The following is a 24124-nucleotide window of genomic DNA, read 5'->3' as shown; positions in this document are numbered from 1 at the left end:
TTCTAAAGTAGTACCCCAAAGTAAAACTATCTTTCTATAGTTTACCAGTAATATAAGACTAATTCAATAGAATTACCTTGCGGCACCCTAGTATATATTGTATAATTTAAACATTAATATTCTAACATAATAAGCTCCACGCACTTTCCAAAGTGCCGGATACAAAGGAGAAACGAATGAGACGTATAAAAAGAACCATTCTTGCTATCATCACTGTTATGACTCTGGCAATATCACCTATGCACTTTCCAGGTACCCAGGTAGTAATGCAAGCTCAAGCTCAAACAACATTAAAAAGCCCTGCTATCAGCCAAGCAACATTAAAACTAGTAAAGGGTAAAAGCGCAGCCCTTTCAATTAAAGGTGCTAAAGGCTCTGTAACCTGGAAAAGCTCTGCTCCCAAAATAGCCTCTGTAAACAGCAAAGGCCTGGTTACCGGTAAAGCCGCCGGCACTGCCACTGTAACTGGAACTTATAAAAATCATAAGTATACCTGTAAGGTAACGGTAATACTCAAAACGGGAAGAATAGCAGTAAATCAGAACTCTATCAACCTTAACCAAGCAGGATTTATAACTGTATCGGTAAAGAACTCCACAGCTGATGACGAAGTTTATTATCGTGTTGCGAATTCTGACATAGCGGAGTGCAAATGGGGCTATTGGGCATCCGATGCAGATAGTCTGAATCTTTATATTTATCCCAAAGAAAAAGGCTCTACCTCGGTTACCATTACATCAAAAAATGACTCAGATAAACTTGTCATTAAAGTAAATGTTGCAGATGACAGCCGGACAGCTCCTCCAACCGCTACCTCAGTTGCAGAAAAATGTCTTCCTTCCGTCGTACAGATAACAACGGACAAAGCACTTGGTACCGGTTTCTTTACGGAAAAAGGGGTTATCGTAACAAATTACCATGTCATTGAGGGTGCTTCCCAAATTAAGGTCAAACTTAATAATGGTGAAGAATATAGTGTTCAAACCATATTAGGTTATGATAAAGATTATGATATCGCCCTGTTAAGTCTGCCGGGTAAAGGTACCCCTCTTACAGCAAGCCGCTTTGCTCCCAAAACAGGTGATACCGCTTATGCAATCGGCAATCCTCTAGGGCTTGACAACACTTTCAGCAATGGAACCATCTCTAACGCATCAAGAGTCTACGATAATGTGGAATATATTCAGACAACTGCCGCCATCTCTTCCGGTAACAGCGGAGGTCCTTTATTAAATGCTTATGGTGAGGTAATTGGAATAAATACCATGCAGTATGTTGACGGGCAGAATTTAAATTTTGCTCTTAACATAACACAGGTATATGATATAGACAGAAGCAATCCTACTGCAGTTAGTAAGATGCCCACCGATGAACCTGCTTCGGATTCCTCTGAACAGATATTAAAGGAGGATACAGCAAAAAGCGGAAATATTGCCACCGCCCAGGAACTTCCCTCGGGCCAATATGCCGATGGTAGTATCGATCCTACTGTAGACCGCACCGGAACAGATTATTACCGAATAACATTGACAAAGAATTCTCGTATTATGGTAATTGCAGCTGCAGATACGAAATACAGCAGTGACATTAATAACATGACTGCCAAAGTAGTAGATGCAGCCGGAATGGTTAATATAGACAGCGAAATCTATTATTATGATGATACTCCCTACTGGTATATCTCCAAAGAGCTTCCTGCCGGAACTTATTATATTAAGGTATTTACCGATCCGGGAAAGTTATATCTGCCAATGCCATATTATGTTTATTTTGGAATATCTGAGGATTAAATAAAAGCAAAAGGCGCGGTATTAAACTGACCTCCCATTATTTAAATTTTAATCTACCCGAAGGAGTCAGTTGATAAAACCGCGCCTTTATTCTTACCTATACTTTATCTTATCCTTAGTTTCACAAATAAAAACCGACACTCTGCAAACGTTTACAAAGTGTCGGTAAAATACTATTATTCTTTTTTAACTAGAAAGCTCAAATTAGTCCAATACCAAAGAAGGTGCTGTATAGACCCTTGCCTTCAGTTCATTATCCAGCATATATAATCCCTTCGGATCCAAGCCAAATAAATCATATCTTTTGATATTATCATCGGCATTCTTCTCTTCCTCGCCTTGCTCTTTGATAAACCAGTCAAGGAACTGCATCGTACGGAAATCTTTATTCTTATAGGCTGCTTCATATATCGTATTGATAGAAGCTGTTACAAATTGCTCATGCTCTAAGGCCTGTGTTAATGGCTCTCTGAAATTTTTGTAGCCGCTCTCCGGAGCTGCAATCTGTGTTAAAGTTACTTGCTCACCATTATTTAATAAATATTGACGGAATAAAAGGGCATGATCTCTTTCTTCCTGCATCTGTACAATAAACCAGTGCTCAAACCCATTCAGGCTCTGGTCTGCATAATAATTTGCCATATCCATATAAAGATAAGCTGAATAGAATTCCTTGTTCACCTGTTCATTTAATAATTTTGATACTTCCGGGTTTAACATATGCTATCATCCTCTCTGTTATTTTCTGTAGAATTATGTACAAACTGATTCTGCAGTATTCTATATGTTGTACACAAAATGATTATATCACATGTAGCCCGATTTGAAAACGGATTACAGGAACTCTCTGGTAATTTATCCATATATTTTTAATAAAGCACAAAACAGTATCAACTATATTGAGGGGTAATAGAGTCTTATCTGCCTTATGCTTTATTAAAAGTATATGGCATAATTTTTACTATGCTGATATTACTATTATAACCAATTTTTAACTATATGTCAAATATTATTGGAATAATTCCAGTATTAATAGATTCCTATTTTAAAAATTTATATTTATGTTACTATTTATTGGAGTGATTAAGTTGATAAACCAAAGTACTTTCAACAAACGATTATATCCAATCCAAGACTACATATTCAGGAAAGAGGTTATTATGGATATCGGTAAAAAGATTAAAACCCTTCGTCTGGCAAAACCCCTAACTCAAAATGAACTGGCAGGAATCCTTGGGGTCAGTAAGTCAACTATGTCTAATTACGAACGAAATATCAGCACCCCCGATCCTGACACTATTATAAAATTAGCTTCTTATTTTAACGTTTCCGTTGACTATCTGTTTAATGATGGTATGGATAAACCCAAAGATCTTATTAAAGAAGGGAATAGCTACAATACGGGGAAAGCGTTAGATAAAGACGAATGGAATGCTATTTACTATTACAGACGCCTTAGCGACGAACAAAGGGATTATATAAAGGGACAAATGATTCAATTATATCAAAAGAGCTCGAGTTCTAACAAGAGCTAAGGAGGAATGCCTTACAGGCATTCCTCCTGTTATTTACTTTGATATAATTCTATTAAAGCATCGTCAAATTCTCTTGCCAATTCCAAAATCTCTATGTGATTTACAGATCCCCCATAGAAATTCAGCAGTCTGTGTAACTCCTGCCTTTTCTTCTCAATGTAAAAATACTTTAATTTTGAACTTTCACCTTCCATAACCGGATTACTATACTTACTCTTGTAAAGCTTACTCTTTACTTCCATCATTTTATCCTCCTCCAACCGTATTTTTTACCCCATTCTCTCCCAAGCTTTCTGTAAATACTGTCGAACAACGATATGAAATTAGTACAATCCGTTTTTTATCACTTGCTTCCTAAGCAAATAATATATATTAATAATATACATATTTTGCTTTTTTTTCAAGTGTTTTCACTAAATATCTACACAAATTTACAGCTGCCAATTTTCTTCCTGCCAGAGTCTGTACAAATGTTTGTATTTGAGTTAGAATATTATTAATAATGTATTTTGGTAATAGAATCAGGAGGTACTTATGCTTATAACTTACATTCACCACAGTTGTTTCAGTGTGGAAACCGAGCAATGCGTGTTTCTCTTTGATTATTATAAAGGTAATATCCCCAGTTTTTCAAAAGAAAAACAGCTTTTTGTATTCTCCAGCCATTCCCACCAGGATCATTTTAATCATGAGATATTTAAACTGCTGGATGAATACCCACGGATTACTTATGTTCTTTCGAAGGATATCCACCTTCGAAAATCTTTTTTTGAAGATCCCGCCGCTTATGAAGTGATTAAGAATCATATTATTACTATTGATAAAAATGAATCCCTTACCTTATCCTCTTCTTTAACCATTGAAACATTTCGCTCAACGGATAAGGGAGTTGCTTTTTTGTTAACTGAGAATGGACGCACTCTTTATCATGCCGGTGATTTGAACTGGTGGGTATGGAAGGAAGATACAAAAGCTGAATATCAGAACATGACAAAGAAGTTTAAATCTGAAATGGAAAAGCTAAACGGTAGGAAAATTGATGTGGCTTTCCTGGTATTAGATCCACGGCAGGAGGAGAATTATTTCCTGGGCTTTGATTTCTTTATGCGAAATACTAATACTGCTGTTGCTTTTCCCATGCACTTCTGGCTGGACTACAGTATCATCGATAAATTCAAAGCTTCAGAAGAGGCTGCTCCTTATAAGAATAAGATTATGGAGATTTCAGAAGAGGGTCAGACCTTCCAGATAACCGACCACTAGATATTGCAACAAGTATGTAACCTTCCAAAAAGGGTTAACATGTATTATATCATTTCATTTCTGAACTATCATTGAAAGGAGCTATTATGAAATTTAAATTTGCACACAATAATATTAATGTTCTGGATTTGAATAAATCCATTAAATTCTATGAAGAAGCTTTAGGATTAATAGAAACCAGGCGTATTGAACCGGAGGATGGCCGCTTTATCATTGTTTATCTTGGTGATAAGGAAACCGCACATCTGCTGGAGCTTACCTGGCTAAGTGACTGGGATCATCCTTATGATCTGGGAGATAATGAATTTCACTTGGCTTTTGTTACCGACGACTATGAGAGCGCTTATAAAAAACATAAAGAAATGGGCTGTATTTGTTTTGAGAACCCCGGCATGGGTATTTATTTTATCAATGATCCGGATGGATACTGGTTGGAGATAATTCCGGCTAAATAGTTTTCAGGGAGGTAATACATGGATATCAATTATGAGCTGTATAAGGTATTTTATTATGTAGCGAAAACATTAAGCTTTTCCGAGGCTGCCGCTTCTCTCTATATTTCTCAATCCGCTGTAAGCCAGTCTATTAAAGTACTGGAGGGAAACTTAAATCAAACACTATTTCTTAGAAGTACAAAGAAGGTCTCCTTAACTAAGGAAGGAGAATTGCTATTTAAGCATATAGAACCGGCGATTAATCTTATCAGCCGGGGGGAAAATCAGCTGCTGGAAGCCTCCTCATTGGGTGAAAGCCAGCTCCGCCTGGGCGCAAGTGATACTATATGCCGCTACTATCTGGTTCCCTTTCTGGAAGATTTTCACCGGAAATATCCCAAAATACACATAAAGGTCACGAATGGCACCTCCTTTCAATGTGCAAAGATGTTAGAGAATAACGAGGTGGATATTATCGTCACCAACTCCCCCAACTCCTCCTTGATTAACAGCATGCACATAGAAACAGTTCTTGAATTTAATGATATCTTTATAGTAAATAAAGACTTTTTCGACGTAAAAGAAGAACCCCTGTCACTGGAAGAATTGCTTACCTATCCTATTTTGATGTTAACAAAGCACTCTACTACCAGTGAATTCCTGCACACTTTGTTTTTACAGCACTCCCTTGATTTGGTACCGGCTGTAGAACTTAGCAGTAATGATTTATTGATTGACCTGGCTAAGATTGGTCTTGGCATCGCCTTTATTCCTGACTTTTGTTATAGAAAAGACGGTTCTGAGCGATTAACACCCATTGCACTGGAAGAAACTCTTCCTACCCGAAGATTGGTAGCTGCTTATAACGAAAATATCCCCCTTTCCAATGCAGCCAGATATCTGATAGAACAGCTTACAATGGTGCCCTGATATAAAAGTCCCCCCTTTGCTGGTTTTGTCCAGTAAAGGGGGGACTTTACTAAATCCCATGCATTCCGCAGGCTTACCTGCGACACTATCCAAACTAATTGCCTTTGCTGCTTAAAGGATTACTTCTCTCTTCAAAGAAAGCACCATTGTCCGGATTGCATTCAGACTGGGGTTCCCAGGCAGCTTTATGCACCATAGCAGAACCTACACCAATATCTCTGGTCTGATTATATTTATCTTCTGTTTTTTTAGGTCCTTCTTTTGAAGTTATCTTAATGTTATTGTTTTTAGAATTATTCTTTTCCATAGGTTTACTCCTTTCCGCTACCAATAAATATTTCGCTTAGAATATTTATCCGTCCTTTGTAAATAATATCAAAGAACAGATAAATAGACATAATAATTGCTGCGGAATTAGTATCCCCCGGATTGCAAGGCATATCCTTATTTTTGAACCTTTAAGTTTATTTATAAAGTTAATTTATAGATTTATCCGACTTATACTTCTGAACCTTATAGTTTCTTTATTGCTCTTTCTGTTACTTTATCAGATTCTGTTATAGCTCCAATTAACAGGCTTCCCCTGACATCATGGATTTTTTGATTCTGTTTTGCTCCTTCCATACTGGTATTCGCATAACAATACAGGCACCCATTACTGCAGGTATCGTATGCCCCGATATCTACACTTTCAATACAGTTGCAGCCCTCTCTCTGACTGACAGCCTTTAACCGCTTTATGGGACGATTCAATATCCGTTCTACCAATTCAGGATCAATACAACTTCCTTTATAAATACCGGGTACAGTAAGAAGTATTTCTTCGCAGCAGCTTCTTATCCTCATACCATAATGTGCCCCGATTTCAGAAAATCCTTCTGCAATCAGTATCATTTCCACCTTGGTAATTTCCCGAAGGGCAGCTGTCAATGTTTGTTTTTTTATCTTCCGGTATATATCCACAAAGCTGATGTATACTGTCTGGGTATATCCGCAAAGCTTGCTGCAGAATTCTTCAAAGGCTTTAAAATGATACGGTATTGTATACTTTTCATTCAATATGATAGGGTCATAACGCCATACCATTTTGTCTGCCCCAATAAGTTCTGAAAGAGTAATAAATGTTTTGATTATCTCTGATTTTTCCCGTACATTTATCTCCAGCTCTTTCTCGTAAGATGTTAAGGTAAACTGAAAATAAAAGGGGTATTCCTTCTCAATGAGCCAGGGTATCTTAGATAGCATGGGCAAAGGGTCTTTCGTCCAAAAACAGATACAGTCTATACCCTCTTTCTTCAAACTAATACAGCTTACCTGCCTTGGGTTCATAGGGTTTCTGACATGGACGAATCCTTCTTCCAGCCTCCTAAAAAACCAGGGGGAATAAAATCTTGGTATATCTGTTCTTCTGGAAGCACTGATAATCATACTAACCACCAAACCCTTTCTAATGTCCGAATATTGTTCTATTTTACCTTTTATTTCGCTTTTAATACAAACATTCTGCTTCCAAAATCACCCCAGGCAAAGTCTTTCGGAATATTCAAACCGTAATTCATTAATTGCTGTCCGCTGATTTCCTGCTCCATTCCTTCTATTTCATATATTAAGTCTTCTGAAAGTCCTGCCAGGCGGAAACGGAACAGAGCATCATTGGGAATATTCATAATGCGGTAGAAAAATACCACTGCCTCCCTTTTTTCTTCCGAAACAAACATCCAGGCTGTATGATTTCCTTTGAAGGGACTTAACAGACGGTAGAAATCACCATATTGAATAATCCCTCTCAGCCTTTTGTAGTCTGCTATCTGAATTTTAATCTTTTCTTTCACCTCATCCGACAGCTTTGTGGCATCCAGCTCGTATCCAAAATTTCCTGCCATAGCTACATTTCCCCTGAATTCAAAGGGAGTAACTCTACCGGTCTGATGACTGGGTGAATCCGCTACATGGGCGGTCATAGCACTTACCGGATACACCATACTAGTTCCGTATTGTATTTTCAGTCTTTCTACCGGATCAGTATCATCACTTGTCCAGTTCTGCGGCATATAATGAAGAATGCCGGGGTCAAAACGTCCGCCGCCGCCGGAGCAGCTCTCAAAGAGCACTTCCGGAAATGCTGTTATAAGTTCTTCCATTACCCGGTAAACACCGAGAATATACCTATGGGCCGTCTCCATCTGGCGGTTCGCAGGTAAAAGCTCTGAACCAATCTCTGACATATTACGGTTCATATCCCACTTCACATAGGAGATAGCCGCACTGCTTAAGATATCCGAGACCATCTTAATAATAGCATCCTGTACATCTTTTCTGGAGAAATCCAGTACCAGCTGATTTCTTCCAAGATTACGGTATCTATCCGGCACATGCAGGCACCAATCCGGATGCTCTCTATAGAGCTCTGAATCAGGTGATACCATCTCCGGTTCAAACCAAAGACCAAACTTAAGGCCTTCCTCATTAATTGCCTTTGCAAGGTTATTCAGACCTCCGGGAAGTTTTTCCTCGTTAACAAACCAATCACCAAGACTGCAATTATCAGAATTTCTCTTACCAAACCAGCCATCATCAAGTACCAGCATCTCAACGCCAAGAGGTGCTGCTGCTTTCGCCAGTTCAATCAGTTTCTCTTCCATAAAATCAAAATAAGTTGCTTCCCAGTTATTAATGATAACCGGTCTTTCAGCATTTCTATACCTGCCTCTGGCCAACCGGTTACGGTATAGTCTGTGGTAGGTTCTTGACATCTCACCAATGCCATTACCGGAATAAACCATTACCACTTCCGGTGTAACAAAGTCCTCTCCTGCTTCTAATTCCCAAGTGAAATCAAAAGGATTTATACCCATTGCTACTCGGGCAGTCTTATATTGATCAACCTCTACACTTGCTAAAAAATTACCACTGTATACCAAACTGAAACCATAAGCCACACCTGACTCTTCTCCTGCATCTTTTGATACCATTGCCATAAAGGGATTCTCGCTATGTCCGCTGGCTCCTCTGCGGCTTTCAATGGACTGTGTTCCGTTCACCAGAGCTCTTCTAACCTCATGGCGCTCCCTAATCCAACTACCGGATAAGGTTATTAAATCATAGTCGCAGTGGTCAAAATCCATACTCATGCTCAATGCTCTAAGAAGTTTGAGCTTCTGCTGCCCTTCGTTCTTCAAATGAGCAGATCGAATAATAACATCATAGCCCTTCATTACTGTGTAGCTTAATATCACTCTAAGGCCAGTCAGTTCATCTTTTAAAGTTAGATGCAAGGTATCCGCCTCTGTATCGCTCTCTGTATAAACACTGGGGAGACCCTTAAGAGCCGGCTTTCCTCTTACAATTTCATAGGATTCATATACGAGATCTGTAATTCTGCTGCCATTTTCAAGCTGCAGCTGGTAAGCCGGCATGCGAAGGTCTGAATTGCCATAAGCCGGATATTCGTTTGGCATGGTATCCAGTGAAAACTCCCTGTCTCCATCTGTGGTGGCGTTAAAGGAAGCTCTTCCTGCGGACTTTATCATAGCTTCTACCACTGGTTCCTTAATTTTAGCCCCCCAGTACACATGGGATAGGAATTTCTCTCTTAACAGCTGAATTACATAAGTAGAATTCTCTGTCTGCAAGATGAAACTTTTACTCTTTTCCTCAAATTGAATGCTCATAATTACCCCTATTCCGCTACTCTTGGCAGCAATATTCTAATGAGTGAAAGTGTTTTTCCCTCTTATTTTTTTTCATTTTATCGGAATCCTAAGCCAAGTACAATGTATTATTTTCTACAATTTCCTTCCTTGTTTTTCAATATGAAAAATGGTATGATAGTATGAATTCTTGAAATCAAATTTCTAAACTACTGAAAGGATGTGTTTTTTTGATTAAATCTGTATTTTCTATTGACCTTCCGGTATTGGAGAGTATGCATATATGGAAAAACCGAATCGAACCTCTTCATAAAACTGGCAACGAAGAACGCATCTGCATTGTATCCGGTATTCACGGCGACGAACTTGAAGGCCAATACATATGCTATGAAATAATCCGTCGTATTAATGCGAATCTCCAACATCTCCACGGAATAATTGATATATATCCCTGCCTTAACCCTTTAGGTATTGAATCCCTAACAAGAGGTATTCCCGCCTTCGACCTGGATCTAAACAGATGCTTTCCGGGAAATAAAAATGGTGATATGGCAGAAAATGCAGCTCAGGCAATTGTAGATGATATCCTTGGCGCAAAGCTATGTGTAGATCTTCATTCCTCTAATATCTTCTTGCGTGAAATACCCCAGGTCCGTATGATAGAAGAAAATGCTAAGATGCTGTTACCCTACGCCAAACTCTTAAATCTTGACTTTGTATGGATACACCCTTCAGCCACCGTACAAAATGCTACCCTTACCCATGCCCTTAATTCAAGCGGAGTGCCTACCATAGCCGTGGAAATGGGTACCGGCATGCGTATAACCAAGCAATTCGGTGACCAGATAACCGAAGGTATTTTCTGCCTGTTAAAGGAACTTGGCATGTGGGACGGCGAGGTAATTACGCCGAAGACTCCCATCATTTCCTCCGAGGGGCAAAGTGAGGTTACTATGGTTCATGCAGATGCCTCCGGTGTTTTTCTCCCAGCCGCCTCTCATTGGATGGGTATAAAAAAGGGAGAGGTTATCGGTGATATCGTTAACAGCCTGACCGGTGAGATTAATCAGCATATTCTGGCTCCCTGTGACGGTATGATATTTACCTTAAGGGAATATCCTGTGGTTAACAAAGGCTCTTTAATAGTCCGTATTCTGGGAGGTAACTTCTGATGATAAAAAGTACTATATACTCCAGCACCTCCCCCTTTCGCGGTGACATGGATATACCTGCCTATCACTTCGGTAAAGGAGAGAAATCTGCCTGCATCGTAGGGCCGACCAGAGGTAATGAAGTGCAGCAGCTCTATATCTGTTCACAGATAATTAAGACTCTCTCTCGACTTGAAAAAACCGGCAATATAGTTAATAACAACGAGATTATGGTTATCCCCTCTGTCAATCACTATTCCATTAATGTGGAAAAACGCTTCTGGGCGATGGACAATACCGATATTAACCGAATGTTTCCGGGTGATGCCGAAGGTGAAACCACAAGAAGGATAGCTGATGGCATCTTTGAAGCTGTTAAAGGGTATAATTACGGTATCCAGTTTGCCAGTTTTCATACCCCCGGAGACTTTATTCCCCATGTACGAATGATGGAGACCGGTTATCAGAACACCAGTCTTGCCAACCTCTTTGGGCTTCCCTATGTAGTTACCAGAAACCCACGGCCGATTGATACGGCAACCTTAAACTACAACTGGCAGATGAATGGGACTAATGCATTTAGCGTATATACCTCTGCTACTGACCATATTGATGAAAAGTCCGCCAATCAGGCAGTATCTTCCGTTCTTCGATTTCTTACCAGAATGGGTATTATTAAATACAACTGCCACAGCGGCTTTATTGCAACGACCCTGGAAGAGGAAAGCCTGATGTCCATCCGTGCGGACGTATCCGGTATCTACAGACGCTTTAAGGAACCGGGTGAGGAGGTTACTTTTGGAGATCTTTTAGCAGAAGTGGTTGATCCAATCGAGGGAGAGGTGATTTCCCAGATAATCTCCCCCAGCGATGGTATCATCTTCTTTGCTCACCGAAAACCTCTTGTAATTGAGAATTGTACTGTTTACAAACTTATCCGAAGGCTCCACGAATAATCTTAGTTAAGAATTTATACCACAATTAAGCAAGAGAAATACCACAATATATCCAAAAAATATAGGATATAACTTGACTTATATGGAAAAAGTATTAAAATGTTAATATGTGCGTCCTATTAATTATTACGCATGAATCACATATAATGGAGGAAACACCGTGAAAAATTCAAAAAGAATCATTTCAAAGCTGTTAGTTTTTACTCTGATAGCAGGAATGATATTCGCTGCCGGCTGCAGCAAGAAGACAAGCTCTACTGGTGACTTGGTAGTAACCATTAACGATGAAAAACTTTATATGCAGGATATGATGTATTTCATATATGCCATGGAAGCACAGGGACAGATGTATGCCCAGTATTATCCTGGTTATTGGGATATGGAGTATAAAGAAGGCGTTACTATGAGACAGCAGATGAAACAGAGCGTAATGGATGCCGCCGTTATGTGGGAAATCCTTTACCTTAAAGCACAAGAAGCAAAAGACACCCTTACTGCTGATGAGAAAACAACAATAAAAACAAATGTTGAATCTATCATGACTTCTTTAAAAGACAAGAAAGAACAGTTAAAGCTTACCGGATTCACTACCGAAAATCTAACTGCTGCTCAGAATAAGCTGCAGCTTGCAAATCAATACTACCAGACAGTTATTGATGGCCTGGGCATAAAAGAAGACGATGTTAAAGCCACTGTTGACCGCGATAAATACAGAGAATATGATACAGAATATCTGTTTGCAGCAACAACTAAATATGATAAAGACTCTAAGGTGGTAGACCTTTCTGATGAAGAAAAAGCTGCTGCTAAGGCAAATATCAACAAGGCCTTAACGGAAGCAAAAGCTGGAAAAGCATTTGCTGATATAGCAAAAGAATACGATAACCTGACTACAAGTACTCTTAACTTTGTGAAGGATGACAACAAGGCTGATAAAGAGTACCAAGCCGCTGCTTTAAAGCTTGATAATGATGCTTTGGCTGATGGTGTTGTTGAAACTACTTCCGGTTACTACATCATCAAGATGAAAGATAATAACAGTTCTGCAAGCTATGATGCTGCTGTAAAAGAAGCATTATCACAAGCTCAGAATGACGCTTTCACTAAGAAGTACGAAAATGAAATTAAAAAAGACTATAAAATTACTGTTAATGACAAGGTATGGGATAAGATCGTTATGGGTGAAACAACAATACCTGTAGCAGAGAGAATAACCTCAACTCCTACACCTTCCGGAACTGATGCAACCGCTACTCCTACGGCAACAGCTACCCCTACACCTACAAAGAGCGGTAAGTAATTACTTCGTATAAAAACAATTAACAAAAAGAACTTCTGTAATGATACAGAAGTTCTTTTTTATTTCTTTATTGACTTTATATTTAACTTTATAGAAACATCTAGATTAACTTTTCGAAATCACCAACCGGTATTGGCCGGGAATACAAATATCCCTGTGCCATATCGCACCTTACACTTCTTAAAAAGTCTGACTGATTCTGAGTTTCCACACCTTCAGATAATACCTTCATATTAAGCTGTTTTGCCATACTGATAATACTGGAAACAATTATCTGCTCTTCTCTTTGCATATTATCATGACCAAAAAATTCTTTATCCAGTTTAATTACATCTGTAGCCATGTCTTTTAATAGATTTAAGGAAGAGTATCCCGCCCCAAAGTCATCAATAGAAACACCAAAGCCTAAACCTCTTAACTGCCTCATGGCTGTAAGTGCTGCTTCCGTATTACTTAAGAAAATACTCTCCGTAAGCTCCAGTTCCAGCAGATTATATGGTATTCCATAGGAATCCACTAATGATTTTATGTTGTCCACAAATTTCTCATCATGCAGATGCACCCGAGAAACATTTATAGATATCGGAACCAGCTTCTTGCCCTGTTTCATCCATTCTTTCAGAATCTTACAGACTTCCTCATAAACAAAAAAATCCAGATTAACTACAAATCCATTATTTTCGAATATAGGAATGAAATCTCCCGGCATAATGATAATACCGTCACGTATCCAACGAACCAGTGCTTCTGCCCCTACAAGACTGTTATCATGCAGGTTTACCTTGGGCTGCAGATAAACAACAAATTCTCTGTCCTTTAATGCCTGTTCCATTGTATTGTTGATTTCTGCTTCTCTTTGCAGGTTCAGCTGCATATTAATATCAAAGAAACAATAGGTTGAGTGGGGGGCACTCTTTATTGTCTTACGAGCTATATTGGCATTATCAATTGCTACTGTAATATCTTCTTCCGGATTTATGTATGCAATTCCACTGGCTACAATAAATTTTGTACCGGGATATTTTGCTTTTTGTATTTGATTGAACTTGTCATAGATATTCTGAACATAAGCTATAATATCCGCTTCATCCTGATACGCTAAGCATACCGCAAAATTATCATCCGATATTCTTGCAATTCCTTCGCCATTGGTATTACCGCTTGCTATAATAGAGGCAAAATCACATAAAATCCGATCTCCCGTTTCATACCCGAGGGTATTATTAAGGTATTTGAATTTCGTAATATCCGAATAGATAATCGCACACTTACTTTTTGTACTGTTTACAATATTTCTGGCATCTTTTTTTAATTTATGAAGGGTCGGAAGACCGGTAAGTGCATCGAAATTCTTTAGGATATACAATTGCCTGCTGGCACGCTCAGAGGCTCTTAGTTTCAATAAATAAGACGATATAATTTTTGTAATAGTAAGGAAGGAATCTAACTCATAATCGCTCCAATTCCTTAATTTTTCATAATCATGGACGCTGATACAACCCTTTAGATTATCATTTTCAAAGATTGCACATTGCAGCAATGCCTTTACGCCAAGCTTCTTTAGAATAGCTTCCTTCTTATCAGCCTCTGTTAATTCTGTCCGGGAATATACTCCGGATTCACTAAAGGTAAACTCATGCTCACCTAAATAATGAAAAAACTCTTCCTTTTCCTGCTCATTTGCCTCCATCCTGTCATTGGAACAAAAATAAGTCATCGCAAAATCAGGAGATTCCGATACATATTCAAAAATACATATCTGAGTACAATCAAATTGCACTCTTACTTTATTTAGAAGCAGATTAATAGCACTGTTTACATCCTTTGTTCTGGACATAATATCAAAAGCAAATGCAGTAATCTCCTTATCAAAATTATTACTGCCAAAACCTTTTGTACGATTAATCTGGTATTTATAAAAGCATTCTGTATCCAAATACAAACCGGGGTTTGGAATTTCATGATAAAAGCATCCGTAATCAAACTTTTCATTCCCGGTTTTATTCTCTCGGTCATATAAAAGTGCAGCATCTGCTTTTAAGAAAAGTTCCTCAAAGTTCATACCATCTTTGGGATAGGTTGAAATTCCAATGCTGCAGGATAACTTGTAGTTCTTGTTCTCTCCGGTGTAGGTATTGGCAAAAACGGAATAAATAATTCTTGCTTTTTCTTTCAGAAGTTCAATATTGGAGACATTCTTAATGAAAATCAGGAATTCATCACCGCCAATACGACCGGCTATATCGGTATCATAGAAATTTTTACGCAGAGCTTCGGCAATATTAACTAAAACTGTATCACCAAAAAGGTAGCCCAGATTTTCATTTACTGCATCAAAATTGTCGATGTCTACCAGCATTAGAGCATGATAGTGATTTGTATCAGAAGTCTTTAGGAATTCTTCTATCACCTTTTTACTGTACTCCTTATGGTACAGCCCGGTAAGCGTATCCAGCTTTTCCTTTTCCATTATTCTGTTTTTCTCCATCACTTTTAACTCTTTCCGATGTGTCAGCTCCCGTTTGATCTCTTCCCAATTACTTCCATCAATTAGTACACAATAAATCGTGTCATTACAGATAAATTCAATACAATTATCTTTCTGTACATAATTGCTGATGATACCATCTGGCAAAGGGGTCTTAATAAAGAAATCCATTAGTTGCTCTCTCGTATATATGTACCTTTTGGGAAAGGCGTTTTCTCTTATGTCAGACATATTTAATTTTTACCATCCATGTTGTAGATTACTGTCATCCTTGATCATTTACCTGTAGAATTGTACTTATTATAACATAATTTACGGGTTTCCACAACCGCAATTTCAAACATACATAAGCGGGATTAAGTCGAAACTTAGGAAAATAGTCCTAAAATCACCTCTGCCTGATTGATTTAAGATACAAGTGAATATTACTGATATTTGCTCATATATTTAGTTAGTAAAACTATTTTAGGAGACGGACCATGGACCAGGATTGCAGACAATATATCATTAGTGATGAGTACGCTGACTTCATTGTGGAAAATGGTTCACCGCTGAGTCGATTTCTTGCAATAGAAAATACCTGTCAGACCCCTTTAACCAATAGTCATACGGCAGTATATGTACCTATAGCAAATATTCCTGAAAACATGATTCAAACTTTTGGGTATGGCGTATTCCCCAGCTGCTTCGGACTTATGGACACTGGAAGTCTGGAAAGTTCTGGTATTACAAAAATACGTAATATACCTGTGTTTAATCTGAGAGGAAACGGCACTCTGGTTGGTATTATAGATACTGGAATTGATTATACTCACGAAGCCTTCCGAAATGCAGACGGTACTTCCAAAATCGTTGCCATATGGGATCAGACTATTCAGACAGGTCCTCCTCCCCAAGGATTTCTATACGGTACGGAATATACCAGGGAACAGTTAAACCAAGCACTAACGAATCCAAATCCCCTGTCTGTAGTTCCCACGAATGACGAAAGTGGTCATGGTACCTTTCTAGCCGGAATCATAGCTGGCAATACCAATGAATCTCAGAACTTTTCCGGTATTGTGCCGGATGCAGCTATTGTTATTGTCAAATTAAAACAGGCCAAACCTTATATCAGGAGTTTTTTTCAGATTCCTGATAATGTTATCTGTTATTCCGAAACAGACATTATATTTGGCATTAATTATCTAATGGCTATGGCAAGAACTCTTGCCGTACCGGTATCAATCTGTATTGGCTTTGGTACCTCACAGGGTGCTCATGACGAAAGGGGAATCTTAAGCAGTTATATCTCTCTACTTGCTGATTACAGCGGTGTTGCAATTACTGTCGCCGGTGGAAATGAGGGAAATACCGGACATCATTTTCAAGGTAATATACAAAATACTACGAATTATGTTACCGTAGATCTTCATGTAGGAAGTAATGTAAATGGATTTTCCATGGAATTATGGGGTGAGGCTCCCAGCACCTTTTCCGTTGATATCTTATCCCCCTCCGGAGAATATATACCGCGTATTCCTGCAAGAATTGGAGAAACCAGGGTTATTCGTTTTATATTTGAAAAAACAGTTATTTATATCGATTATCAATTAGTGGAATCTCAAACCGGTGATCAGCTGATATTAATGCGATTCTCTTCCCCTTCCGAGGGTATCTGGAGATTTCGTGTTTATTCCAGCAGTGATTTGCAGTCAAGCTTCCACATATGGCTGCCGATTTCTCAATTTCTGGATCCGACAACCGCTTTTGTGGAGCCGAACCCTTATACTACTTTAACTTCTCCCGGTAATACCTTAATCCCTATTGTAGTGACAGCCTATAATTACACCAATAACAGCTTGTATCTGAATGCCAGCAGAGGCTTTACCAGAACAAATGCAATAAATCCGGATCTGGCAGCACCTGGTGTGAACCTGGTTGGTCCGGCTCCCGGCGGGGGATATACAACTATGTCAGGTACCAGTGTCGCGGCTGCCCATACAACAGGGGTTGCAGCTATGGTATTACAATGGGGCATTATCGATGGTTATTATACACAGCTTGACAGTGTAGAAATTAAGAACCTAATGCTGCGCGGCGCTAGAAGAGATCCAAATCAGACATATCCGAACAGAGAATGGGGTTATGGTATTCTGGATATCTATAATTCCTTCAACAGTTTGCGGGGTGAAACAGTTCCCGGAGCAGTCCAATAATCATTTTTATACAGACGAAAGGAGCAGCCCATTTCTCTATACAATGGCTTTAAGGCATACTACCAGCTTATAAGTACGAATTGCTTATAAATATAAGCCGGCAGTATGCCTTCCAGACAGTGTAATGTAAGAAATCAGCTGCTCCCTTTGTAAGTTCAAGGTAGCAGGTCATTTCAGGTAGTAGGTTGCTTCAGGTAGCAGGTTACTTCAGGTAGCAGGTCGCTTCAGGCAGCAGGTTACTTCAGGTAGCAGGTTGCTTCAGGTAGCAGGTTACTTCAGGTAGCAGGTCGCTTCAGGCAGCAGGTTACTTCAGGTAGCAGGTTACTTCAGGTAGCAAATTACTTCATATTCGGAGGATTTTCTTATAATGCTGCAATATTAACCAGTGAAATATTTTTCATATCTGCATTTTCAAGACTTGTTACCAATGCTCCTGCTGTATCCAGCGAAGTCAGACAGGTTACTCCATTTTCAATAGATGTTCTTCTTATTAAGAAGCCATCTCTGTTTTTATCTCTTCCCTGGGTAGGTGTATCAATAACCAGATCAATTTCATGCCCCATAATCAAGTCAATAATCGTAGGTGATTCTTTATCCAGCTTATTTACAGGGATTGCTTTTACACCATTATCATTTAAATACTTAGCAGTACTTCTGGTGGCATAAATCTCGTAACCCAGATTTTTGAACCTTCCAGCTATCTCAACCGCTTCTTGCTTATCTGCATCTTTCACGGTCATTATCATCTTCTTATGCTTCGGCAAATTAATTCCGGCTCCCAGGAAGGCTTTATAAAGCGCTTCATTAAAGGTCTTTGCAATTCCTAAGCACTCTCCTGTGGATTTCATTTCCGGCCCAAGGCTGATATCTGCTCCATAGAGCTTTTCAAAGGAAAATACCGGCATCTTGATGGCTATATAACCGGCTTCTGCAGCAAGTCCTGTGCCATACCCTAATTCTTTTAATTTATCTCCCAGAATCACCTGAGATGCAAGCTCAACAATCGGAATACCGGTTACCTTACTGATATATGGTACTGTACGGCTGGAACGTGGATTCACTTCGATTACATATACTTCATCATGATATACAATAAACTGTATATTGATTAAGCCGATTACATGAAGGGACTTTGCCAGTCTTCTGGTGTATTCCACAATGACCTTTTGAATCTTTTCAGAAACATTCTGGGCCGGATATACGGAAATACTGTCTCCGGAGTGGATACCTGCACGTTCCACATGCTCCATAATACCTGGAATTAAGATATCTTCTCCGTCACACACTGCATCAACTTCCACTTCCTTCCCCATCAGGTATTTATCTACCAGAATGGGATGTTCCTGTACATTTAAGTTGATGATGTCCATAAATTCGTGGATATCATCATCGCTGATAGCAATCTGCATTCCCTGTCCGCCTAATACATAGGAAGGTCTGACCAATACCGGATACCCGAGCTCACCGGCTGCTTTAATTGCCTCTTCCGTGGTAAACACAGTCTTTCCGGCAGGTCTAGGTATGGAGCATTCCTCTAAGATAGCATCAAAGAGTTCTCTATCCTCAGCTGCATCCACATCTTCCGCACTGGTGCCAAGGATTGGTACTCCCATTTTAAGAAGGGCTTCCGTTAATTTGATAGCAGTCTGACCGCCAAACTGAACAACCGCTCCGTCAGGCTTCTCAAGGTCTACGATGGATTCTACATCTTCCGGTGTAAGGGGTTCAAAATAGAGTTTGTCAGCGATATCAAAGTCTGTACTTACTGTTTCCGGGTTATTATTTACAATAATCGTTTCATAACCTGCTTTTGACAGTGCCCAAACGCTGTGCACCGAACAATAATCGAATTCGATACCCTGACCGATACGGATTGGACCGGAACCTAGAACCATAACTTTTTTTCTTCCCTTTGTCTCCTCTACTTCATTAAAGCTCTTATAGCAGGAATAGTAGTAAGGAGTACTGGCTTCGAATTCTGCAGCACAGGTATCTACCATCTTAAAGGCCGGGAGTATCTTATATTCTTCCTTACGAAGTCTCTTTATTTCTTCCGGACTCTTACCGGTAAGTTCAGCAATAACACGGTCTGGATATTCCAGTCTCTTTGCTTCCTCCAGAAGCTCCTTGGTAAGTGGCTGAGTTTTAAGTTCTTCTTCCATTTCAACCAAAATAGCTATCTTATCTAAAAACCACCTGTCAACCTTTGTAATTGCAAATATTTCATCATAAGAAATTCCTCTCCTGATAGCTTCTGCGATTACAAATAATCGGCGGTCATCAATGCGGTGCAGAAATTCTTTGATATCCTCCATTGAGTACTTACTGTAATTACCATAATTTAAGCTGTATATATTCTGTTCCAGTGAACGTAATGCCTTCATAAGAGCACCTTCAAAATTGGTGCAGATACTCATAACCTCACCGGTGGCTTTCATCTGAGTGGTCAAGGTTCTCTTTGCCATAATGAATTTGTCAAAAGGCCACTTTGGTATTTTGACTACCACATAATCAAGGGCAGGTTCAAAGCTGGCATAGGTCTTGCCTGTAATTGCATTGGGGATCTCATCCAGATTATAGCCTAAAGCGATTTTAGCTGCTACTTTTGCTATGGGGTATCCGGTAGCCTTAGAGGCTAATGCAGAGGAACGGCTTACCCTTGGATTTACTTCGATTACACAGTACTCAAAAGAATCAGGATTTAAGGCATATTGTACGTTACAACCACCTGTGATTTTTAGCTCAGTTATGATATTTAGAGCTGAAGTTCTAAGCATTTGATATTCTTTATCAGATAAGGTCTGTGAAGGTGCCACAACAATACTATCTCCTGTATGAACACCAACGGGGTCGATATTTTCCATATTACAAACGGTAATGCAATTTCCTTGATTATCTCTCATTACCTCATACTCAATTTCTTTCCAGCCTGCAATACTTCTTTCAATCAGGCACTGGCCCACACGGCTTAATCTAAGTCCATTCGAGCAGATTTCTTTTAAAATATCTGCATCAGCTGCAATACCGCCGCCGCTTCCACCAAGAGTGTAAGCCGGTCTTACCACTACCGGATAGCCAATAGTTTCTGCAAAGCTTAATGCATCTTCCACTTTGGTTACTACGGTACTTGATGCACAAGGCTCACCGATTTTCTCCATTGTGGATTTGAATTCCTGGCGATCCTCAGCCTTCTTAATTGTCTCTGAGGTAGTTCCAATCAACCGAATTCCATTATCCTTTAAAAAGCCGGATTCCTCTAATTCCATAGCAATATTTAACGCTGCCTGACCACCAAGAGTAGGAAGTACACTGTCCGGCATCTCAAGAAGTAGTATCTTCTTTACCATATCCGGTGTCAGAGGCTCAATATATACCTTATCCGCAATATCTTTATCTGTCATTATGGTTGCAGGATTCGAATTGACTAATATTACTTCAATTCCTTCTTCTTTTAAAGAGCGGCAAGCCTGTGTACCGGCATAATCAAATTCTGCTGCCTGACCAATAATAATTGGACCAGACCCTATCACCAGTACTTTTTTGATATTCTCTATTCTTGGCATCCCTGCACCTCCATCATTTTTATAAATTCATCAAACAGAAACTCAGAATCCTGAGGGCCAGCACAGGCCTCGGGATGGAATTGCACCGTGAAAATATTCTTTCCCAGATAATGATAGCCTTCATTGGTCCCGTCGTTGGCATTGATAAAATATTTTTCCGCAATCTCTTCTTTTAAGGTACCGTCTTCAACTACATAGCCATGATTCTGAGAGGAGATATATACACGGCCTGTCTTTAGGTCCTTAACCGGATGGTTAGCACCTCTGTGTCCGTACTTTAACTTTCTGGTATCTCCACCGCAGGCTAATGCCATAAGCTGGTGTCCCAGGCAGATTGCAAAGATGGGAATATCGCTTTGATACATTTTCTTTATCTCTTCAATTACTTCCACGCATTCCTTCGGATCTCCCGGTCCGTTTGAAAGCATAATACCATCCGGCTTATCTCCAAAGACTTCTTCAGCCTTTGTGAGCGCTGGATAAACAGTCACGTCACAGCCTCTTTTCAGCAGACAGTCCTTTATATTATCTTTGGAGCCATAATCCATTAATGCGACCTTATAATGACCTGTTTTGTAAGGATTAACCTTTAAGCCGCTTCTTGCAAGGTCTGCGCTGGTAGGTGTAAAATCTTTCGCCTGGTAGCTTTTCTTTTCCAAACAAGTTACCTTATTTACCACACCTGTTACCTTATGTCCTTTAAGTTCCTTTATTACTTCCTGAATATCCAGATCTTCCCTGCAGGTAATCATACCGTTCATGGTACCCTTTTCCCTTAATATCTTCGTAAGAGCTCTTGTATCAATCCCTGCAATTCCTGGGATATCATTCTGCTTTAAAAAATGTTCAATGGTATCCTCGCTGCGGAAGTTACTGGGTCTCCTTGCAATTTCTCTTACAATATACCCGTCAACCCAAGACTTTTTAGATTCCATGTCTTCATAGCATACTCCATAATTTCCAATCAAGGGATATGTCATAACAACAGCCTGTCCTGCATAGGAAGGGTCTGTCAATACCTCCAAATAGCCTGACATTGAGGTATTAAATACGATCTCACTGATAGCATCCCTTGTTGAACCAATACTTGTTCCTGCAAATACATTGCCGTCTTCCAGTATTAAGAAAGCTTGCATAACTTCCACCTGTTCCTTTCAAAGTCTTACATTTAACAGTTTCTCACCTGCTTTTGCCCGAAAAAAAAGAGTAGATAATATTCTTTACCATACTACTCCCACGCATACCGCAATCCCACTGTAGACTTTAACAAATCTACAATCATGTCTGCAGACTGCGATAGTGTTTAACAGGAAGTTTGAAAAATGTATTATTAACAAACAACTCTCTCCCTTGAGCCTACAGATACCCAAATTGCTAAAATTCTATCACATCTCTTTTTAAAACACAAGAAGTTTTTTATTAGAATTTTACTGCTCATTTATAAGGAGTTATTATTTATTTTTATTCATAGTTTTTATAATTATACATTAATACGAATAAATAATCAAGTCACCTGGGTTAAAATTTATTTTACTTTGTTATACAGCTGGAAGGTAGAACATTATAAATTTACTACCGATAAATACTAGTTCAGAATAATTTAAAGGATAATTGTCCGTATCAAAACAAGAAACAAGGAGCAGAAGTGTAAATTTCTGTTCTTTGTTTCTTATTAATTGAATTCCTTTTTTCTGATTAATGTAATATTAATTTTTTTGCCCGAATTTCTCCATCAACGTTCATTTATAACTACGTTATACCTACTTATTTGTCTTGTTAACAAGTAATTCTCCAATACTATATGAATAATTTAACTTTTTATTTTTAGAAGTAACTATATTAATTGTTATTTTATCTTCTAAGTAGCATTCTTTTAATTGCTCAAATGTTAAACCCTGCATATCAAAAGTAATTTTACCGATTGACCATGCCTTGGCTGAATTTGAATTATTTATCTCTGATGTACTGGCTTCTTTACTTCTTACCTTATCAATCTTATCTATTGAAAGTAAATTAGGTATCTCAATTTTACGGATACAGTTTTTAGCATTTGAGATACTTGCTTCAATATATATTTCTTTCATGAATTTCTCGTTCGGTACATCTCTTAATTCAGCTAAGGCAGTAATTTGTGGCTCGACACTAATTATTTGTTTAAATATTATAATAATAATAAAAATCAAAGCTATTGAAATAGTTAAAATAAGTAATTTTTGTTTCATATAGTTAACCTTCACTATCTAATAATTAAGCAAAGTATTCCTCTCTATATTCATCAGCTACTATGTAAATATTACCACCATATATTTCCTATGTAAACTATTGTATTAGTTGTTTTATTACTTTTTTGTTTGCATTATTTTGCTGATAATCGGATACAAAAAGGGACCTTCCAGTATATCATACAAGATCAGTCCCTCATAATCATTATATTCTATTGATTTAATTCACCGATTCTAGTTACTGCAACATAAATTCCAGATATTCTATACCAGGTAGGCAGGTCTACAATACCATTCGCCGGGAGACCGAAAGCCTGCTGAAATGCCGTAACCGCAGCCTGTGTTTGAGGCCCAAAGGCACCATCTACAGCGATTACCGGAATGGAAGTATAAACTCCCGCAATGGCATTTAACTGATCTTGCATCTGTCTGACACTGTCTCCTCTGGAACCTATGGTAAGATTAGCGCCCGGCCAGGAACTGGGAACTCCAGCCACTTCAGAGGCAGAATTAATATATATATTTGCTCCATAGAAATTCCGTAAAATCTGTATAGCCGAGAGCCCTTGGTCACCCAGTGCTTTAGAACCCCATTGGGTCAACCATATTGGTATAGGGTATATACAGAATCAAGGTTGCCAAGC

The 24124-nt window shown here is 38.9% G+C and carries 18 protein-coding genes and 1 pseudogene; 9 read left to right on the top strand and 10 right to left on the bottom strand.

Going from position 1 to position 24124, the window contains the following annotated elements; translation table 11 throughout:
• The first annotated feature begins 176 nt into the window (after positions 1–176).
• Positions 177–1790 carry a trypsin-like peptidase domain-containing protein gene (locus bsdcttw_RS06130; RefSeq protein WP_185258502.1) on the top strand — a complete coding sequence of 538 codons (1614 nt, stop codon included), beginning with the start codon at positions 177–179 and terminating at the stop codon, positions 1788–1790.
• Between the two features lie 204 nt (positions 1791–1994).
• Here bsdcttw_RS06130 and bsdcttw_RS06125 read toward each other — a convergent pair whose 3' ends face one another.
• Positions 1995–2510: a ferritin gene (locus tag bsdcttw_RS06125; protein WP_185258501.1), complete on the bottom strand. Its 516-nt coding sequence runs from the start codon at positions 2508–2510 to the stop codon at positions 1995–1997.
• A 440-nt stretch (positions 2511–2950) separates the two neighbouring features.
• On the opposite strand from bsdcttw_RS06125, the gene bsdcttw_RS06120 reads away from it, so the two are divergent.
• A complete protein-coding gene (locus bsdcttw_RS06120; protein WP_185258500.1) occupies positions 2951–3325 on the top strand; it encodes a helix-turn-helix domain-containing protein in 375 nt (124 codons plus the stop codon).
• A gap of 29 nt (positions 3326–3354) precedes the next feature.
• Here bsdcttw_RS06120 and bsdcttw_RS06115 read toward each other — a convergent pair whose 3' ends face one another.
• The gene (locus bsdcttw_RS06115; RefSeq protein ID WP_185258499.1) at positions 3355–3570 is read right to left on the bottom strand and encodes a hypothetical protein; all 216 of its coding nucleotides are present in this window, start codon (positions 3568–3570) and stop codon (positions 3355–3357) included.
• 289 nt (positions 3571–3859) lie between these two features.
• On the opposite strand from bsdcttw_RS06115, the gene bsdcttw_RS06110 reads away from it, so the two are divergent.
• The 3 genes from bsdcttw_RS06110 to bsdcttw_RS06100 all read left to right on the top strand — a co-directional run bounded on the left by bsdcttw_RS06110 (position 3860) and on the right by bsdcttw_RS06100 (position 5952).
• On the top strand, positions 3860–4588 hold the full coding sequence (locus bsdcttw_RS06110; RefSeq protein WP_185258498.1) for an MBL fold metallo-hydrolase: 729 nt from the start codon (positions 3860–3862) through the stop codon (positions 4586–4588).
• 86 nt (positions 4589–4674) lie between these two features.
• A complete protein-coding gene (locus bsdcttw_RS06105; protein WP_185258497.1) occupies positions 4675–5043 on the top strand; it encodes a VOC family protein in 369 nt (122 codons plus the stop codon).
• 18 nt (positions 5044–5061) lie between these two features.
• On the top strand, positions 5062–5952 hold the full coding sequence (locus bsdcttw_RS06100; RefSeq protein ID WP_185258496.1) for a LysR family transcriptional regulator: 891 nt from the start codon (positions 5062–5064) through the stop codon (positions 5950–5952).
• Positions 5953–6046: 94 nt separating this feature from the next.
• On the opposite strand, the gene bsdcttw_RS06095 is transcribed toward bsdcttw_RS06100, so the two are convergent.
• From bsdcttw_RS06095 to bsdcttw_RS06085, 3 genes are all read right to left on the bottom strand, one after another.
• On the bottom strand, positions 6047–6259 hold the full coding sequence (locus bsdcttw_RS06095) for a hypothetical protein (RefSeq protein WP_185258495.1): 213 nt from the start codon (positions 6257–6259) through the stop codon (positions 6047–6049).
• A 206-nt stretch (positions 6260–6465) separates the two neighbouring features.
• On the bottom strand, positions 6466–7380 hold the full coding sequence (locus bsdcttw_RS06090) for a DUF1848 domain-containing protein (RefSeq protein ID WP_185258494.1): 915 nt from the start codon (positions 7378–7380) through the stop codon (positions 6466–6468).
• 50 nt (positions 7381–7430) lie between these two features.
• Positions 7431–9623, bottom strand: coding sequence for an alpha-galactosidase (locus bsdcttw_RS06085; RefSeq protein ID WP_185258493.1), 2193 nt, complete (start codon positions 9621–9623; stop codon positions 7431–7433).
• Between the two features lie 209 nt (positions 9624–9832).
• Between bsdcttw_RS06085 and bsdcttw_RS06080 the strand changes: the two genes are divergently transcribed.
• From bsdcttw_RS06080 to bsdcttw_RS06070, 3 genes are all read left to right on the top strand, one after another.
• Positions 9833–10774: a M14 family metallopeptidase gene (locus bsdcttw_RS06080; protein ID WP_185258492.1), complete on the top strand. Its 942-nt coding sequence runs from the start codon at positions 9833–9835 to the stop codon at positions 10772–10774.
• Positions 10774–11709, top strand: a complete 936-nt coding sequence (locus bsdcttw_RS06075) for a M14 family metallopeptidase (protein WP_185258491.1) — start codon at positions 10774–10776, stop codon at positions 11707–11709. Before bsdcttw_RS06080 ends, bsdcttw_RS06075 begins: the two co-directional genes overlap by 1 nt.
• Before the next feature lie 160 nt (positions 11710–11869).
• Positions 11870–13009: a peptidylprolyl isomerase gene (locus bsdcttw_RS06070; protein WP_185258490.1), complete on the top strand. Its 1140-nt coding sequence runs from the start codon at positions 11870–11872 to the stop codon at positions 13007–13009.
• A 100-nt stretch (positions 13010–13109) separates the two neighbouring features.
• On the opposite strand, the gene bsdcttw_RS06065 is transcribed toward bsdcttw_RS06070, so the two are convergent.
• Positions 13110–15668, bottom strand: coding sequence for a bifunctional diguanylate cyclase/phosphodiesterase (locus tag bsdcttw_RS06065; RefSeq protein ID WP_207726497.1), 2559 nt, complete (start codon positions 15666–15668; stop codon positions 13110–13112).
• A gap of 308 nt (positions 15669–15976) precedes the next feature.
• Here bsdcttw_RS06065 and bsdcttw_RS06060 point away from each other — a divergent pair, with 308 nt between their 5' ends.
• Entirely contained in the window at positions 15977–17695 is a 1719-nt protein-coding gene (locus tag bsdcttw_RS06060; RefSeq protein ID WP_185258488.1) for a S8 family peptidase, read from the top strand.
• A gap of 362 nt (positions 17696–18057) precedes the next feature.
• On the opposite strand, the gene carB is transcribed toward bsdcttw_RS06060, so the two are convergent.
• The 4 genes and pseudogenes from carB to bsdcttw_RS06040 form a co-directional block, all read right to left on the bottom strand.
• Positions 18058–21258 (bottom strand): carbamoyl-phosphate synthase large subunit, encoded by a 3201-nt coding sequence (carB, locus tag bsdcttw_RS06055; RefSeq protein WP_185258487.1) that lies wholly within the window; start codon positions 21256–21258, stop codon positions 18058–18060.
• Positions 21246–22394, bottom strand: coding sequence for a carbamoyl phosphate synthase small subunit (locus tag bsdcttw_RS06050; RefSeq protein WP_185258486.1), 1149 nt, complete (start codon positions 22392–22394; stop codon positions 21246–21248). Before bsdcttw_RS06050 ends, carB begins: the two co-directional genes overlap by 13 nt.
• A gap of 624 nt (positions 22395–23018) precedes the next feature.
• A complete protein-coding gene (locus bsdcttw_RS06045) occupies positions 23019–23480 on the bottom strand; it encodes a hypothetical protein (RefSeq protein WP_185258485.1) in 462 nt (153 codons plus the stop codon).
• A gap of 212 nt (positions 23481–23692) precedes the next feature.
• A pseudogene (locus bsdcttw_RS06040) lies at positions 23693–24091 on the bottom strand (peptidoglycan-binding domain-containing protein); the annotation flags it as partial.
• Between the last annotated feature and the right edge of the window lie 33 nt (positions 24092–24124).

Source organism: Anaerocolumna chitinilytica (genome assembly GCF_014218355.1).
GTDB classification, from domain to species: domain Bacteria; phylum Bacillota; class Clostridia; order Lachnospirales; family Lachnospiraceae; genus Anaerocolumna; species Anaerocolumna chitinilytica.
Note: the sequence above shows the minus strand (reverse complement) of the source record. Positions and strands in the feature narration are given on the sequence as shown.